Here is a 17235-nt window from a genome sequence, read left to right as displayed (position 1 = left end):
TCACTTTTCATTTTACATTTCTAATTTTCTATTTCCTCTAAAGGGTGATATTTTAAAACAGTTTCTTTTAGATTTTCTTTTTGGATATGGGTATAAATTTGAGTAGTATTTAATGAAGCATGTCCTAATAATTCCTGCACTACCCTTAAATCAGCTCCTCCAAGAACTAAAGCAGTAGCAAATGAATGCCTAAGCACATGAGGAGATACATTTAAATATTTTTTTGTAATATTAAAAGCACTAATCCGACTAAGTTTTTTACAATTTTTATTAACAAAAACATATTCACTATTACAAGGTCTTTTATGCAAATATTCATCCAAAGCTTTAATTGCTACATCTGCAATTGGAACAATTCTTTGCTTTTCACCTTTTGCCATAGAAACTCTTACCCACCCATCTTCTATATCAGTAATTTTTGTATTAAGAGCTTCACTAACCCTAAGTCCTGTAGCATACAAAAACAAAATCAACGCTTTATCTCTTAACTCAAACCAGCTTGAATTATAATCTATTTGTGATATAGCATTTAAAATCTCATCTTTTTCCAAAAATTTTGGTAAATTTTTTGGAATTTTTGCCTGCTTTATTTTAAACTTCTCTTCTACAAAGTCTCTTCTGTAAGCAAAGTCAAAAAAAGAATTAATCGCGCTTAGTTTTCTGTTAAGAGAACGTTTATTTTCTATTTGAGACAAAAAAGCAATAACATCACTTGCATCAGCTTCAATTATTGTTTTTTTTATAAACTCTTCAAATTGCACTAAATCTCTTTTATAAGCATCATATGTATTTTTACTAACGCCTTTGTTTATTATAAGATATTCTAAAAACGCTTCAAGATATCTACTCAATGAAATAAACCTTATTAGAATTATAAATTTTACAATTATTTATTCTTAAAGGAGAATTAGTATCAAAATTATTACCCTTATAAACAGTTACATTAAGTTCTGGCGTTATCTTTATAAGATATTTATTGGATGTTACTGTGTAAATATTTCCTCCGCATTTACCTGGTGCAAAAAAATCTGCAAATGGAAGATTAACTTCTTTTATCTTTTTAAGATTAGTGTCAAATTTTATTATTTTTCCATCTACCATAAATACATAAAGATATCTTCCTAAACTTATAATATGTTTAATATCTCCTCTAAAATCTATTAAATAGTTCGGGTCAAAAAGAACAATTTTCTCAGGCGTCGCCATAAAAAGTTGATTATTTACAATTTTTAGAAAAATTATATTATTTACAATACTTTCACTGCTCAAATCTATATTTCTTATAAATTTTTTATCTTTTAAATCATAAACTCCAACTTTTCCATTAAGAAGAGGAAATAATACTAAGTCATTATAAAAAATCGGTTTTGCCTTTAAATACTTTGCAACTATTACGGGTTCATTTTCTTGGTAAAATATTAAAGAATTTTTATTCAAATCGTATATCCCAATTGCATTATTTTCAAAAACAATTGCGATTAAATTATTCCTTTTTTTCGCACTTGCTATCATATATGGAAGGTTTATAACTTTTTTCTCTTTTATCAAAAGTAACTTACTTCCATTTTTTGCTAAATCATTATCTATTTTAATAAATTTACCTAATCTATTTCCTTTATCATCATAATATATAAACTCCCCTCTTACACCATTATCAATAAAAGAAGTCTTTTTTACATATTTTAGGTGAAGTTCTTTAAGCGTAACTGTATCTTTAGTATAGCCTTCTAAAATTTTAGTATTTGTGTTTGATTTTAACGTTTTTTCTTTATAATCTTTTGGAATAAAGATATCTTTATTGCTACAACCAATTAAAAACACAAATATTATTAAACTTATAATCTTATACATTTATATTCCTTTTTATTTTAAGACTTTAACATAAATTTATAAATTTTTAATTTTATATTCATTTAACTATTCCATAGTGAATTAAATAATTAGCAATTTCTTTATATTTTGAAGTAAGTGGAATTTGATTAGCATAATAAATAGCTTTTTTTCTATCTCCTTTTTGAAGATAAAGTTTTATTAGTGCTACTCTTACTGAATTTTTTAATATATGGTAATTTGGATTATTTAAATATTCTTCAAGTAAAGCAATATCTCCTTTTTGCATTGCAAGCTTATATGCTTTTATTTCTTGAAGTTCAGGAGTTGTTATTTTATTTAGTTCTCCCTTTTGAAGTAGATATAAATCATATAATTTTTTATTTTGTTTTAATTCTTCTAATGCTTTTTTATTGTTTGGGTTTTGAATAATAGCATCTAATGCATTATTTGCAGCAATTAATTGTTGTTTTTTATAATAGTTATATGCATTATAGCTAATAAAACCTATAACAATAATAGCAAATATTACAATAATTGGGGTTTTATATTTTTTTATAAATTTTTCAAGTTGAAATACTTTTATAAGTAACTCTTCTTCTTTTTTTATCTCTTCTTTTACTTCTTTAATATCCATATTTAGCCTTTTTGTTGAAATTTTATCAAATATTTCTCTATTTTATCTAAAACATTTTTATTGATATTAATTTTAAGATCTATTACTTTCAAATTTAATTTAAACTTTTTAAGTTTTACATAATCTTTTTTTGTCGTAACAATTATTTTATCCTTAAATTCTCTAATATCTTCTAATTTATAATAATAATGATCTGGAAAAAATTTATATTTCTTTTTCCAGTATTTAAGAAGTCTATTTGGTTTTGATATTGCACTAATTAAAATATCACCTTCAGGAACATTTACAATTCTACTAAAGTCCTTATTCTCTTTTATAACTAAATCAGCAAATCTTAGAGCAACCCTTGGATATCTATATCCACCAGCAGGCAAGCAAAATGGATTTTTTATTTTAGTATCTATTACAATATTTAATTTCTTAAAAGGCTTATCAAATCCATCATCAAGTATTATAAATCCAGCCCCCATTTCTTTTGCTTTGAGTATTGCCTCTTTTCTATCTTCACTTACAATAACTAAAGATTTGGTAGATATAGCTATTTCCATTGCTTCATCACCGCTTTTTTCAACATTTACTTTTATATCCCCCCACTCACTAACTACTAATAAACCTGTGCTTTTTCTACCATATCCTCTAAGAATAACAGCCGGTTTATATTTATTAAAATAATTTGCAAGAGCTATACTAAAAGGAGTTTTGCCACTACCTCCAATAATTATATTACCAACTGATACAATAGGAATTCCTAAATTTTCAAATTTTCTTGGAAACTTAAAATGAAGTATTGTCATATAAATAAAAGAAAAAGGAAAAAGTAAAACTACAAAAGGCCAATGATACCACTTTGGATAAAAAAGTATCTCTTCAAAAAAACTATATATCCTTAACTTTTCACTTTTCACTTTTCACTTTTCACTTATAATCTGATGTCTCTCTCATACAAAAAGTCATGACCTATTGTTCTTGGCTTTATTTTTGCAATAATTGGAAGTTTTCTTTTAAATTGATTTTGATAAACTTTTTTTAATACAAACTCTACTAAAGCTTTATCATATTTCTTAAGAAGTTCTTCTTTTGTAGCACGATTATCTACAAAATCTTCTAACACTGGATCAATCTCAGCATAAGAGTAACCTAATTCTTTCTCATCACTTTGACCCTCCCATAAATCTGCACTTGGAGGTTTATTTATAATACTATCATTTACTCCTAAAAACTTAGCAAATTCAAAAATTTCAGTTTTATAAAGATCCCCTATTGGATTAAGTGCACTAGCCAAATCTCCAAAGAGAGTTCCATATCCAAGCATTAACTCACTCTTATTACTAGTACCAATTACTATAGCACCAAGCTCTGCACTTTTATCATATAAAATCGCCATTCTCATTCTAGCACTAAAATTTCCAAGTCTTACTTTATCGTCTATTTTATAAGATTCAAGAAGAGGAGCAATTGAGATAATTTCATAGTCAATATCAAATTTTTGACAAAGAGCTTTTGCATCCTCAATACTAGAAGTTGAAGAAAATTGACTCGGAAGAAGAAAAGCTTTAAAATTATCTCCCAATGCCTTTTTAGCTAAAACTGCTACAACTGCTGAATCAATTCCTCCACTAAGCCCACATATTCCTTTTTTTATACCAGTTTTTGTTATTTCTTCTTTTATAAATCTTATTAAAAACTCTTCAATTAACTTCCATTTCTCCATTCTCAATTTCCCTCTTTTTTCACTTTTCATTTTTCACTTTTCATTTTTCACTTTTCACTTTTCATTTTTCACTTTTCACTTTTCATTTTTATATTTCACCCTTCAATATAGTTTTTCAGTAGCTTTCCAATATTTGGATGACGGAGTTTTTTTATAGCACTGCTTTCAATTTGTCTAACTCTCTCTCTTGTAACATTTAGTGCTTTTCCAATCTCTTCAAGTGTTCTTTCACTTTTATCTGGCATAAGGCCAAATCTCATTTTAATTACTGCTCTTTCTCTTTCATTTAGATTTTCAAGTATCTCTTCAATATGTTTTCTTAAATCTTCTTGAACTACTTCTTCATAAGGATTAGAAAAACTTTTATCTTCTATAAAGTCACCGAATTTTCCATCTTCTTCCTCACCAACTGGCGCTTCGAGAGATACAGGTTCTTTTGAAATTTTTAATATCTGTTTCACTTTTTCAATTGGCATTTTCATCTCTTTTGCGATAATCTCAAGAGTAGGTTCTTTTCCTTCTTCTTGAACATATTTTCTTATAATTTTATTTATTTGATTAATGTTTTCAATCATATGAATTGGAATTCTAACAGTTCTTGCTTGGTCTGCAATTGCACGAGATATTGCTTGTCTAATCCACCAAGTTGCATAAGTTGAAAATTTATACCCTTTTTCAAACTCAAATTTATCAATAGCCTTCATAAGTCCAATATTTCCTTCTTGAATTAAATCAAGAAATGGAAGACCTCTATTTGTATATTTTTTAGCAATACTAACAACAAGTCTTAAGTTTGCTCTTGCCATTTTTTCTTTTGCTTCAGTTACTATTTTTTTACCTCTTTTTAATTGTTCTAAAATTACTTCAAGCTTCTTAGGGTCCATTCCAAAACGGTTTTCACTGGCTTTTTTAGCTTCTACAAGCTTTTTAATATCCATATAAACATTTACCATAGTATGTTCCGGAACCATTGCTGCTATATCTTCTTTGCTAAGTTCTGTAATTTTGCTTAAAATTTCTTTATGAAGCTTTCTAAGTTGTTCATTAAATAGAGGCAATCTATACTCTTTCTTTTTAAGTTCTTTTTCAAAATCTTTATCGCCTTTTAAAGCTGTTTCAACTGTTTTTACAATTTCATTAATAAGTTTTGATGTATAACCAAGTTCATTAAGAGCTTCTTTTACTTTTTTCTTTTTAAATGTTAATTGTAAAATTTTATAAAGCCTATCAAGTTCAGGCATTGATTTATCTTGAAGAACAGCATCATACTCATCAATAACTTTTTCCCACTCTTTTTTCGCTTTTTCAAGATTGTTAAATAACTCATTTATTCTTTTTTCGCGTAAAGTTATTTTTTTATTTTTTTTGCCCTCTTTTGTGTCCTCGTCTTCTACTTCTTCTTCATCAACAAAGTTTTTAAAAAGCTCTTTTACTCTTCTTTCTCTATTAAGTAGTGGCTCTTTATATTTTAGTACTAAATCAATTAAAAATGGAATAGAACATATGGCATCAAGAATAATCTCTTCTCCAAGATGAATTCTTCTAAAAATTTCTACTTCTTCATCTTTATCAAGAAGTGGTATATGTCCCATTTCTCTCAAATACATTCTAACAGGGCTGTCTGAGCGGCTCCACTCAAGTAACTCTTTGTCTTTTAAAATATCTTCAGCAAGTTCTTCTTTTTTTCTTTCTCTTTCTTCCTCACTTTTTACTACATCTTCTAAGTTTTTAAGTTTTGCAACCTCAGCTGCAGTCATAAGCCTTATATTATTTTCTTTTGCTAATTCTAAAATCTCTTTTGCTTCTTTTTTAGTAGGTGCTTTTGGTAAAAAGTTTACAATACTTTCATAAGTAACAATTCCGTTTTTATTATCTTTAAATAATTTTATAAGCTCTTTTGGAAGTGCCATTAAATCTCCTTAAAGTTTAGGTGAAGAACTTAAAATTCACTTAAATGTCAAAATAAGTAAACCGTAATTGTATCATAAATTTAAAAATTTTCATTTGGAATGATTTTTGCTTATTATAAACAAAAAAGGTTAATAAATGATTAACGGCTACTATTCAGCAACCGGTGGTATGGTTACTCAATTTAACAGACTAAATGTAATTTCAAACAACCTTGCAAATGTAAATACCAATGGTTTTAAGCAAGATGATATAATAATCGGCAATTATGAAAGATTAATTAGTGAAAAGAGAGATATTTTGCCTTTAGAAAATAATACAAAAGAAGCAGCAAAATTTATAAATAGAGCCCTTAATAAAGTTCCACAAGTTGTTGAAGAATATACAAATTTTTCTCTTGGAAATATGCAAAAAACTTCAAATCCTCTTGATATTGCACTAAAAAAACAAAACAGTTTTTTTGTAATAGAATCACCAACAGGAGAAAAAATAACAAGAGCTGGAAGTTTCAATCTCGATAATGAAGGATATTTAGTTACAAAAGAAGGTTATAAAGTTTTAGACACTAAAAACGATTTTATCCAAATACCACCAAATGCAAAAAATATAACAATTGATAAAAATGCAAATATCTATGTAGATGGAACAAAAATTACTACTTTGAAAATAGTAAGAATTGATGATTTAAATACTATAAAAAAAGTTGGAAACAAAATGTGGGATTTTGTACCTGGAAGTGAAAAAATAGACACTACAAATTCGACAATTCAAGGATTTTTAGAAAAATCAAACGTAAATGTAGTAAAAGAAATGACAGAACTTATTGAAACTAATAGACTGGTAGAACAATATCAAAAAGTAATGAGCACATTTATGGACGATTTAAACCGTGATGCAATAGAAAAATTAGCAAATGTAAGAGCATAATACTAATTGAGAATGGAGAATGAAGAATTGAAAATTAAGGAGAAATAATGGTAAGAAGTTTATATACTGCTGCAACAGGAATGATGGCTCAACAAATGCAAATAGATGTTGTCTCAAATAATATCTCAAATGTAAATACAATTGGATATAAAAAACAAAGAGCTGAGTTTGCTGATCTTTTTTATCAAACAATGGAATATGCAGGAACAGCAACTTCTACTACTACAACAAGTCCTACTGGAATTAGTGTAGGTCTTGGAGTTAGACCTACAGCAGTAGCTAAACAATTTACTCAAGGAAATTTAAAACAAACAAATAATAATCTTGATTTAGCTATTCAAGGTGACGGCTTTTTTCAAGTTCAGTTACCAGATGGAAGAATAGCTTATACAAGAGATGGGGCTTTTAAACTTGACGCAAATGGAAATATAGTTACAAGCGATGGATATAAGTTAATACCAGAAATAACTCTTCCGGCTACAACTGTTCAAGTCTCAATTGGAACTGATGGGACTGTAAGTATACTTGAAGCAGGACAAACTCAAGTACAACAAATTGGTCAAATTCAACTTGCAAAATTCATAAACCCAGCTGGTCTTCATTCACTTGGTAGTAACCTCTATATCAATACATCTGCTAGTGGAGACCCTATTGTAACTACTCCCGGAATTGATGGAGTTGGAGAAATTAGACAAGGTTTTATTGAAATGAGTAACGTTCAACTTGTAGAAGAGATGACTGATTTAATTACAGGTCAAAGAGCATATGATGCAGCAAGTAAAGCAATTATGACAAGTGATGAAATGCTTCAAACAGTAAATAATTTAAAAAGGTAGATTAGTTATTGGTTATTAGTTATTGGTTTTTTGGTATATTTTTATTTATTAATACACTTAACTAGTTAACTAATAAGGCATTGACTAAATACACTCAACAAGAAAGCAAATTGTAGCTACTACGAAAAAGCTAAAAAGTGCAAACCGCTTTTGCTTTAAGTGCACTTTTTTAACGCTTTTGCTATGTTAAAATTTGTAATTGTTTCGTTTTATTTAGTCAGTACCACTAATAAACCATTTTTACTTAAATTATATTTTTTGATAAAATTCCAACAAAAAGGCTTTATATGAATATAATTACAGGTAGAGTTTGGAAATTTGGAGATAATATAGACACTGATTTAATCATTCCAGCAAGATATTTAAATACATCTGACCCACATGAATTAGCAAAACATGTAATGGAAGATGCTGACCCTGAATTTCCTAAAAAAGTTAAACCTGGAGATATTATTGTAGCGGGGTATAATTTTGGTAGCGGAAGTAGTCGTGAACATGCTCCAATTGCATTAAAAGCTGCAGGAGTAGCAGCAGTTATTGCTAAAAGCTTTGCTAGAATTTTTTATAGAAATAGTTTTAATATGGGGCTTCCTATTTTTGAACTTCTTGAGGCTGATGAAATAAATGAAGGTGATTTAATTAAAATTGACCTTGATAAAGGTATAATCCATAATGTAGATACAGGAAAAGATTATAAATTTGAAAGAGTTCCAGAGTTTATGCAAAATCTAATAGCTGCTGGGGGTCTTATAAATTATGCAAAAGAAATTTTAAAGGAAAACGATGAAAAGTTATAAAATCGCCGTATTAAAAGGGGATGGAATTGGCCCAGAAATTGTAGATGAAGCAATTAAGGTCCTAGATGCAGTAGCAGGAAAAGAAGGGTTTAATTTAGAATATAATGAATATTTGCTTGGTGGAAGTGCAATTGATGTATTTGATAACCCATGTCCAGATGAAACAATTAAAGGATGTATGAATTCAGATGCAGTGCTTTTTGGTGCTATTGGTGGACCTAAATGGGATTCTTTACCAAAAGAAAAAAGACCAGAAACAGGACTTCTTAAACTTAGAAAATCTCTTGGGTTATTTGCAAATATAAGACCTGCAATAATTTTTGATGAACTGACAAATGCATCAAGTCTAAAACCTGAAGTAATAAAAGGGGTAGATCTAATAGTTGTAAGAGAATTAACTGGTGGAATTTATTTCGGAGAACCAAGATATAAAGATGATAATAAAGCTTACAATACTATGATTTATACAAGAGATGAAATTGAAAGAATAGCTCACATTGCATTTAAAGAAGCTCTAAAAAGAAGAAAAAAAGTAACTTCAGTAGATAAAGCAAATGTACTTGAAGTTAGTGAACTTTGGAGAGAAGTAGTCACTGAAGTATCAAAAGAGTATCCAGAAGTTGAACTTGAACATATGTATGTTGATAATGCAGCAATGCAACTAATAAGAGCCCCTAAACAATTTGATGTTATCTTAACAGGAAATATTTTTGGTGATATTTTAAGTGATGAAGCAAGTATGATTGTAGGAAGCATTGGTCTTCTCCCTAGTGCAAGTATTGGAGGTAAAGTTGGACTTTTTGAACCAATTCATGGAAGTGCTCCTGATATTGCAGGTCAAGGAATAGCAAATCCTATTGCTACAATTCTTAGTGCTGCTATGATGCTAGATTACTTAGGTGAAGTAAATGGAGCTAAAAGAATAAGAGAAGCTATTAAAAAAGTACTATTAGATGGATTTAGGACAAAAGATTTAGCAAACTTTGATGCAAAAGAAGTTGTAACTACAAACGAAATGGGAAGTCTAATAGCAGAACATGCCGCTAACTAAAACATATGCAAAAATTTTAGAATCACAGGGCTTTAAAAGAGAAGCCCTTAGTATTTATCAAAAACTCTTAAAAAAATATCCTAATGACAAAGAATTATTAGAATCAATTGAAAGATTAAAAAAAAGAAAAAAATTTAGTGGTGTAAATATTTTAAAATTAAATGAATTTAATAATATAAATCAAAAAAATAGATATGAATTTGAAAAATGGCTAAGTGAGTTCTAATGGATTTAAAAGAAACAATACTTGAGACTATCCAAGAAATAGAAGAAAACGAAATTTTTGAAAAAATAGAAGAACCGGAATGTGATGATAAAGAGTTTTTACAACATATAAAAGAGAGACTACTTGTACTTTTTGACGGCCTTCAATCTCCAAATACACAAAACCTTGACGTAAAACTTGATGTAACATTAAATTTTTTAGAATATCTACTTGCTAGAATTGATGAAAAACTCTCACACAATGAAAAATGATTTAGAATTTTTAAAAAAATTTTTTGCTCCCTTTTCAAAAAGAGTTTATTTAGTTGGTGGATGTGTAAGAGATGAGTTTTTAGGTATAAAATCAAAAGAGTTTGATTTAGAAGTTTATGACATAAAGCCTCAAGAATTTGATAAATTAATGCAAAAACTTGGAGCTATTGGAGTTGGTAAAAGTTTTTTTGTATATAAATGGAAAAATTTTGATATTGCACTACCAAGGACTGAAACGAAAGTAGGAAAAGGACATAAAGGATTTGAAGTAAGTTTAACTCAAAATGAAAAGGAAGCAAGTAGACGCAGAGATTTTACAATGAATGCTCTTATGAAAAATATTTATACAAGTAAAGTTCTTGATTTTTGGGGAGGAGAACAAGATATAAAAAGAAATGTAATTCGTCATATTGATGATAACAAATTTAAAGAAGACTCGCTAAGAGTACTTAGGGCTATGCAGTTTGCTAGTAGACTTAAATTTAAAATTGCAAAAGAGACAATTAAACTGTGTCTTGACATTAATTTAGATGATTTAAGTAAAGAGAGAATTTATATGGAATTTGAAAAGATGTTTAAAAGTAAGTATCTATACTATGGATTTTATTATTTTATCACATTAGGTATTGCTAAAAAACTTTTTAATCTTGAGTTTAAAAAAAAAGAGTTTTTTCATTTAGCAAAACTTTATAAAAATAATCCAAGCCTTAGTTTTTTTCTTTATCACCTAATCTACCATAAAAACCTAAACCAAAGTTATATAATAGAAAAACTAGGCCTACCTAATAAATTAAAAAAAGAAATAAAAATTAAAAAATGCCCTAAAATTGTTACAAATAAATTCCTATATGCACTTTCTTTAAAATATCCTCTAAAAATGTTTAGTATTCTTAACCTCAACTGCTGTGAAGAATGGATAAAAGAAAAAAACCTGTGGGATAAAAAATATAAACCAAAAAATATTGATCCTAAAAATCCTAGAATGTCAATTTTAAATGAAATTAGAAGTTATGATAAAATTGTAATTAAAAAGGCCTGATATGAAATATAATCTTTTAATCGATTGTGATGACAAAAAAGGGCTAATATATAAAATTTCAAAAGTACTATATGAAAATGATTTTAACATAGAAACTCAGCAAGAATTTGTTGATAAAGAAAATAATAAATTCTTCTTTCGAACAGTAATTGCAGGAGAAGTTGACAAAGAAAAATTAAAAGAAGAAATACTAAAAGAAGTCCCTTGTGCAAATGTTAGAATCTTTAAAAAAAGGAAAAAAAGATTATTCCTACTTGCTACAAAAGAAGCTCATGCACTTGGAGACATTTTAATAAAACAATATTCAGGTGATTTAGATGTAGAAATTTTAGGTGTTATTGCAAATAGAGAAAATCTAAAAGACTTAGTAGAAAAGTTTGATATACCTTTTTACTATATCCCTGCTGAAGGCAAAAGCAGAATAGAACATGAAAATGAAATGCTAAAAATTATAACCCCTACAAATCCTGATTTTATAATACTAGCTAAGTTTATGAGAATATTAACCCCAAATTTTGTAGAAAAATTCCCAAATAAAATTATAAATATTCATCATTCATTTCTTCCAGCATTTATAGGAGCGAACCCTTATAAACAAGCGTATGATAGAGGAGTAAAAATTATTGGTGCTACTGCTCATTTTGTAAATAACAATCTTGATGATGGTCCAATTATTGAACAAGATATAATTAGAGTAAATCATGAAATGAGTTGGGAGGAAATGAGACTTAAAGGAAGAGATATAGAAAAAATAGTACTCAGTAGAGCAATAAAATATGCTATAGAAGACAGAATTTTTGTATATGCAAACAAAACAATCATTCTATAAATGGAAAATTGAAAATGGAAAATGGAAAATTAAAAAAAGAGATAAAATATAAGATAATAAAAGATAGACTTAGAAATATTTTCGCTAAAAGACCAAAATCAATTGCAAAAATATTAACTCATATTATACAAAGGCAAAAAAGTGTTTAATATAGTACTTTTTAATCCTCAAATACCACCAAATACAGGAAATATTGGTAGACTTTGTGTAAATGCAAAAGCCACTTTACATATTGTAAAACCTATAGGGTTTGATATTAGTGAAAAAGCAGTTAAACGCGCTGGACTTGATTATTGGAATAAACTAGACTTAAAAATATGGGAAAGTGTAGATGAGTTTTTAGATAGCGTTGATATAAATAGATGTTTTTTTGCAACAACTAAGACAAAAACCCCTTATTTTCAAAAAACTTACAAAGCGGGTGATTATTTAATATTTGGAAGTGAAACAAAAGGAATTGATGAAAACATCTTAAACAAATATAAAGATAGGTGTATTACTATACCTATGAGTAAAGATGGAAGAAGCCTTAATCTTGCAGTAAGTTGTGGTATAATTCTTTATGAAGCAATAAAACAAAACTACTCTACTTTTCTTGACATAAATCAATGAAAAAATAGATAAAGTTGTTTATAATTATTTTATGTACATATTAAGGCAAAAAAATGACTATAGAAAAATTTAAAAGCGAAATATCCACTCTTAATAAATTTTTTACTATTTATTGTAATGACAAACACCAAAACAGAAAAGAAAAAGAATATATTATCCCATATAAAGAAAAAACATTTAGTTTTAAAATTTCTTTATGTGAAGAGTGCCATGAACTTCTTAAATATGCAATATTAAAACTTCAAGAATGTCCAAACGACCCAAAACCTAGATGTAGAAACTGCACTGACCCTTGTTATGAAAAAGAAAAGTTCAAACAAATGGCTAAAATAATGAGATACTCTGGAATGAAGCTAGGTCTAAGTAAAGCTGCAAAAAAACTTAAAAGTATATTTAAAAAGAATTAAAAATTTTTAAATAGCTCATAGCTTCCCAAAAAATTGCTTCTTTATTTTTATCACTATTTCTTATTTTAAGCTCAAAATTAAGTAAATTTTTTAAAACTTCTAAATAATCTTTTTCTTTAAATTTGATAGCTAATGCAATCCTTTGCTTTTCAATATCAAAAGGAAGTTTATAACCTAAAAGTCCCTCTAGTGAGTTGTTTCCAGTTTGTTTAATATAAAGATTATAAGTATATAGTTCCCTCACATACCTAATAATCGCAGGTATTATTCTTTTAAAATCAACTATCTCTAAGAGAGAATTTAACTTTTCATAAAAATCTTCACCACTAAATATTGAAACAATTAAATCTTCAAAAGACTCTTCTTTATAAATAAAAACTAATTCCTTTACATCATTTAATGCAATATCACTAGAATACAATGAAAGTTTTTCAATCTCTTTTCTTAAAAAAGAAGGTTCTATTGATTTTGCCAAAAAAAGTTTAGCTTCTTTTGATATATTTATATTAAATTTTTTAGCAACATTGTCAATAAATTCTACTTTTTCTCTTAAATTTGGTTCAAAAAAACGAACATAGTTTTTTCCAAAAACATCAGGTTTTTTATCTCCATAATAAAAGAAAAAAAGATAGCTATCTTTAGTATATTCTATTAACTTTTCAATATTATGGGGAACTTTATTATGCTTTACAATTAAAATGTTTATATCTCCAAAAAGAGAGTTTTCACTTAAGTGAATTTTAGCTTTTTCGTAATCAAATTCATCATAATACATTTTGATTAAATTTGCATCTTTAAAATTTTCTATTATTTTTTTCTCATATTCTTGAAGATAAAAACTATCCCCATATAACAACAAAAAGTGAGGTAATTCATTTAATTTGTCAAAATCCTTTTTATACATTTCAAACTTTTTGTAAAATTATACAATAAACCAAAAGGATGGATAATGAAAAAAGTAATGTTTTTATCAGTTTCAACAGCAATTCTTTTTGCAAGTGGTTACAAAATACCAGAACAATCACTAAGTGGAGTAGCACTAAGCGCTGCATATGTTGCTAATGCGAGTGGAGCTGATTCAGCATATTACAATCCTGCAAATATGGTCTTTAATGATAAAAATAAAAACTTTTTCGAACTAACTTCAACCTTTATTCACTTAAATAAAATAAAATTTAAAAATGATAATGGAGAAGTTTATTACTCAAGAAAAGAAGATTTTGTAGTACCGCAGTTTCACTTTGCTTCAAAAGACATTAACGGATGGAGAATAGGATTTTCTGTAACATATCCTGGAGGACTTTCAAAAAGATGGGATAATACTATTCCAGAAGCAGGAGCTAAAGAATTTACTCTAAAAACAATTGAATTTAATCCTGTTATTGCTAAAAAAATAAATAATAACATAGGTATCGCTTTTGGTATAAGATTTGTAAAATCAGAAGGAATTGCAAATGTATTAGGTCTAAAGCAAAATGGAGATGATACTTATACTCCTCTTTATTCTGAATATTTAAATGGAGATAGTTTTGATAAAGGTTGGAACGCTGCAATTTCTTATAAATATGATAATACTTTAACATTTTCAGCAACTTATCGCTCAAAAATAAACTTATCTCTCTCAGGTATATCAAGTGGATTTTACAATAAATATTTAATTACAAAAAATATAGCAGATGTCTATAAAGTAATTGTCTTTAATACCCCAGGAAAAGTAACTATACCTCTTCCTGCTACTCTTAATTTAGCAATAGCAAAAACATTTAATAAAACTACAGTTGAATTTGTATTTGATAGAACATATTGGTCAAGTTATACAAATTTAGACTTTGATTTTAGCGACCCAATTGTAAATGGCATTTTTGGTAATCCAAAACCAAAAAACTGGAAAGATTCAAACACTTACAGATTTGGTCTAACACACAAATGTACAGATAAACTAACAGCAATGATAGGATACGCTTATGATAAAACTCCTGTTCCTGATTCTACTATAGATTTTAGTTTGCCAGACAGTGATAAACATATATTTTCTACAGGAATTAAATATAAATATGATGATAGAATGACTTTTGGATTATCTGCTCTTTATACAAAACAAAAAACAAGACGAGCAAGTATTTATGACCCAGTTTCTCAAACATATACAAATGGAGAGTTTAGTAAAGGAGGAGCATATTTATTTGCTTTTGGTATGACCTACTCATACTAAACAAAATCACTCCTCCTCTAGTTTATGTGCTTTCCCTTTAATTTTTGCAGTTGCAATATTACTATCTACTATTTCTATATCTACTTTCTCAAAAAGACTAAACCTTTCACTATTTTTTAAAAATACTCTAGCCCCTAAAAGTTTACCCTCAACTACTTTTGCAATTGGAGGAATTTCTTTATCTTCAATAACACCTTTAAATTTTTTACCAATATTATGTTTTGCAAATCTCGCATATTTCCTATCATAAAAATCCCATTCAACTTTCATAGCTTCACGCTCTAACTCACTTAGCTTTACAACTAAAGCTTCTACATTCCTTAAAATATAATCTAATACCTTTTTATCATTTTTTATCGTTGCTTTTAAGATTCTATGTAAAATAAGGTCTGAATATCTTCTAATAGGTGATGTAAAATGAGTATATCTATCAAAACCTAAAGCAAAATGAGGAGTACAAGCTGCATCATATCTTGCTTGTGCTTGAGAGCGGATTATTAATTTGTCTACATACTTTTTAATTCCCATCTCTTTTGCCTGGATTTGAACATCTTCTATAACTTTCACAAAATTTTTTTCATCTACATTTACATTTATTCCTAAAGCAGCAAGTTCGCTATATAGTTCATCAAGTGAGTTTTGGGATGGCTTTTCATGAACTCTAAAAATACCAAAATCAATCATCTTAGCAGCAGCCTTATTCGCAAGTAACATACAATCCTCTATCAATTTATGGGATGGTGTCTCCTTTTCAAACATAACTTCTTTAATATTGCCATCTTTATCTAAACTCATTCTAATCTCATCACTCTCAAATTCAAGTCCATTTTTTAATCTTTTTTGTCTTATGTATTTAATTTTTTCCCATAAAGGAATTAACCAATCAAGTATCTCTTTATCAACATCATCTAATCCATCAAATTTTCCTTCTAAAAACTCATCTACTTTATCATATGAATATTTTCTTTTTGAGTTAATGATTCCTTCAAACAATTCTTCTCTTATAACCTCATTATTTTTATCAAAAACAATTTTAAAAATAAAAGCTAGTCTATCTTCATTTTCTTTTAATGAACAAATATTTTCACTTAGTTCCCTCGGAAGCATAGGCACAGCTTTATGAGGAAAATATATACTAAAACCTCTTTCCTTTGCTTCTTTATCTATATTTCCATTTAGATATACATATTCACTCACATCTGCAATAGCAACATAAATTGCATTATTTTCTTTATCATAATATATTGCATCATCGTGGTCTTTTGCACTTGGAGGATCAATTGTACAAAAAGGCAAATGAGTTAAGTCTACTCTATCAGGATACATTGATTTATCTACATAATCTCCAAAAGCCTTTGCTTCGTGCATTGCTTTTTTACTAAATTCTTCTTTTTTATTATAAAGTGCAAGTGAAATTTTTTCATCTACCCATGGGTCTTGTAATACTCCTAAAACTTCTTCAATTTTCGCAGTATAGTTATTTACTTTAAAAACTGCTCCTTCTGGCAATTTTTTAAGAGCTTTTTTCTTTTCATTTACATATACAGGCTGATCTGTTTTTATATTTTTAAGAACTGGTACTTTTTTACCTTTTTTAATTTCATAAGTAAGATATACCACACTATATGCAAATGCTTTTTCTAAGATATATAAAACTTTTACTTTTGGACGACCTTTTTTATTTAAAAGTCTCTCTGCTATTACTAAATCACCTTTACTAGCACCATTTAAATGATACTCTTCTATTAAGTAATCTTTTTCTTTAACCCCTAAAGGAGTCAAAAATCCAAATCCTTTTTTAGTAACATCAACTTTTCCAACTCTATATTTAGATTTTAACTTTAAAATTTTCCCATTAGTTACAATTCCAAAAACAATTAAATCATTAACAATATCTCTTTTATCTCTAGGAATATCCTTTCTATCTATCCCTTTTAATAATTTATAAGCAAATTCTTTCAT

General features: G+C 27.7%; 20 protein-coding genes. 12 read left to right on the top strand and 8 right to left on the bottom strand.

The genetic code is table 11. The features are described 5' to 3' along the window. Window positions 1-20: 20 nt before the first annotated feature. The 6 genes from ACYQ1U_RS09050 to rpoD all read right to left on the bottom strand — a co-directional run bounded on the left by ACYQ1U_RS09050 (window position 21) and on the right by rpoD (window position 6088). Entirely contained in the window at window positions 21-851 is an 831-nt protein-coding gene (locus tag ACYQ1U_RS09050; protein WP_459887109.1) for a tyrosine-type recombinase/integrase, read from the bottom strand. After that, complete coding sequence (locus ACYQ1U_RS09045; RefSeq protein ID WP_459887106.1) at window positions 844-1851, bottom strand: hypothetical protein; 1008 nt, start codon at window positions 1849-1851, stop codon at window positions 844-846. The genes ACYQ1U_RS09050 and ACYQ1U_RS09045 overlap by 8 nt, the downstream gene beginning before the upstream one ends. 58 nt (window positions 1852-1909) lie before the next feature. Further along, on the bottom strand, window positions 1910-2467 hold the full coding sequence (locus ACYQ1U_RS09040; RefSeq protein ID WP_459887103.1) for a tetratricopeptide repeat protein: 558 nt from the start codon (window positions 2465-2467) through the stop codon (window positions 1910-1912). A 2-nt stretch (window positions 2468-2469) separates the two neighbouring features. After that, window positions 2470-3372 (bottom strand): tetraacyldisaccharide 4'-kinase, encoded by a 903-nt coding sequence (locus tag ACYQ1U_RS09035; protein ID WP_459887101.1) that lies wholly within the window; start codon window positions 3370-3372, stop codon window positions 2470-2472. A 14-nt stretch (window positions 3373-3386) separates the two neighbouring features. Next, window positions 3387-4208: an NAD+ synthase gene (locus ACYQ1U_RS09030; RefSeq protein WP_459887098.1), complete on the bottom strand. Its 822-nt coding sequence runs from the start codon at window positions 4206-4208 to the stop codon at window positions 3387-3389. Window positions 4209-4273: 65 nt separating this feature from the next. After that, window positions 4274-6088: an RNA polymerase sigma factor RpoD gene (gene rpoD, locus ACYQ1U_RS09025; RefSeq protein ID WP_459887095.1), complete on the bottom strand. Its 1815-nt coding sequence runs from the start codon at window positions 6086-6088 to the stop codon at window positions 4274-4276. Between the two features lie 136 nt (window positions 6089-6224). On the opposite strand from rpoD, the gene ACYQ1U_RS09020 reads away from it, so the two are divergent. From ACYQ1U_RS09020 to ACYQ1U_RS08970, 11 genes are all read left to right on the top strand, one after another. Then, on the top strand, window positions 6225-7013 hold the full coding sequence (locus tag ACYQ1U_RS09020) for a flagellar hook-basal body protein (RefSeq protein ID WP_459887092.1): 789 nt from the start codon (window positions 6225-6227) through the stop codon (window positions 7011-7013). A 47-nt stretch (window positions 7014-7060) separates the two neighbouring features. Then, on the top strand, window positions 7061-7849 hold the full coding sequence (gene flgG / locus ACYQ1U_RS09015; protein WP_459887089.1) for a flagellar basal-body rod protein FlgG: 789 nt from the start codon (window positions 7061-7063) through the stop codon (window positions 7847-7849). 287 nt (window positions 7850-8136) lie between these two features. Next, the gene (leuD, locus tag ACYQ1U_RS09010) at window positions 8137-8646 is read left to right on the top strand and encodes a 3-isopropylmalate dehydratase small subunit (RefSeq protein WP_459887086.1); all 510 of its coding nucleotides are present in this window, start codon (window positions 8137-8139) and stop codon (window positions 8644-8646) included. Then, on the top strand, window positions 8633-9697 hold the full coding sequence (leuB, locus tag ACYQ1U_RS09005) for a 3-isopropylmalate dehydrogenase (protein ID WP_459887083.1): 1065 nt from the start codon (window positions 8633-8635) through the stop codon (window positions 9695-9697). The genes leuD and leuB overlap by 14 nt, the downstream gene beginning before the upstream one ends. Continuing rightward, complete coding sequence (locus ACYQ1U_RS09000) at window positions 9684-9923, top strand: tetratricopeptide repeat protein (protein ID WP_459887080.1); 240 nt, start codon at window positions 9684-9686, stop codon at window positions 9921-9923. The genes leuB and ACYQ1U_RS09000 overlap by 14 nt, the downstream gene beginning before the upstream one ends. Further along, entirely contained in the window at window positions 9923-10174 is a 252-nt protein-coding gene (locus tag ACYQ1U_RS08995; protein WP_459887077.1) for a CiaD-like domain-containing protein, read from the top strand. The genes ACYQ1U_RS09000 and ACYQ1U_RS08995 overlap by 1 nt, the downstream gene beginning before the upstream one ends. Further along, the gene (locus ACYQ1U_RS08990; RefSeq protein WP_459887075.1) at window positions 10164-11213 is read left to right on the top strand and encodes a tRNA nucleotidyltransferase/poly(A) polymerase-related protein; all 1050 of its coding nucleotides are present in this window, start codon (window positions 10164-10166) and stop codon (window positions 11211-11213) included. The genes ACYQ1U_RS08995 and ACYQ1U_RS08990 overlap by 11 nt, the downstream gene beginning before the upstream one ends. A gap of 1 nt (window position 11214) precedes the next feature. Next, window positions 11215-12042: a formyltetrahydrofolate deformylase gene (purU, locus tag ACYQ1U_RS08985; RefSeq protein WP_459887072.1), complete on the top strand. Its 828-nt coding sequence runs from the start codon at window positions 11215-11217 to the stop codon at window positions 12040-12042. Between the two features lie 14 nt (window positions 12043-12056). After that, a complete protein-coding gene (locus ACYQ1U_RS08980) occupies window positions 12057-12191 on the top strand; it encodes a flagellar M-ring protein FliF (protein WP_459887069.1) in 135 nt (44 codons plus the stop codon). Next, a complete protein-coding gene (locus ACYQ1U_RS08975; RefSeq protein WP_459887067.1) occupies window positions 12184-12654 on the top strand; it encodes a tRNA (cytidine(34)-2'-O)-methyltransferase in 471 nt (156 codons plus the stop codon). The genes ACYQ1U_RS08980 and ACYQ1U_RS08975 overlap by 8 nt, the downstream gene beginning before the upstream one ends. Before the next feature lie 53 nt (window positions 12655-12707). Further along, window positions 12708-13061 (top strand): nitrous oxide-stimulated promoter family protein, encoded by a 354-nt coding sequence (locus tag ACYQ1U_RS08970; protein WP_459887064.1) that lies wholly within the window; start codon window positions 12708-12710, stop codon window positions 13059-13061. Here the strand turns inward: ACYQ1U_RS08970 and ACYQ1U_RS08965 are convergent. Next, window positions 13048-13965: a hypothetical protein gene (locus tag ACYQ1U_RS08965; RefSeq protein WP_459887061.1), complete on the bottom strand. Its 918-nt coding sequence runs from the start codon at window positions 13963-13965 to the stop codon at window positions 13048-13050. The genes ACYQ1U_RS08970 and ACYQ1U_RS08965 overlap by 14 nt on opposite strands. Window positions 13966-14010: 45 nt before the next feature. On the opposite strand from ACYQ1U_RS08965, the gene ACYQ1U_RS08960 reads away from it, so the two are divergent. Next, complete coding sequence (locus ACYQ1U_RS08960) at window positions 14011-15273, top strand: OmpP1/FadL family transporter (RefSeq protein ID WP_459887058.1); 1263 nt, start codon at window positions 14011-14013, stop codon at window positions 15271-15273. Between the two features lie 6 nt (window positions 15274-15279). Here ACYQ1U_RS08960 and ACYQ1U_RS08955 read toward each other — a convergent pair whose 3' ends face one another. Next, window positions 15280-17235 carry a ribonuclease R family protein gene (locus tag ACYQ1U_RS08955; RefSeq protein ID WP_459887055.1) on the bottom strand — a complete coding sequence of 652 codons (1956 nt, stop codon included), beginning with the start codon at window positions 17233-17235 and terminating at the stop codon, window positions 15280-15282.

The organism is Caminibacter profundus (genome assembly GCF_054657155.1).
Note: the sequence above shows the minus strand (reverse complement) of the source record. Positions and strands in the feature narration are given on the sequence as shown.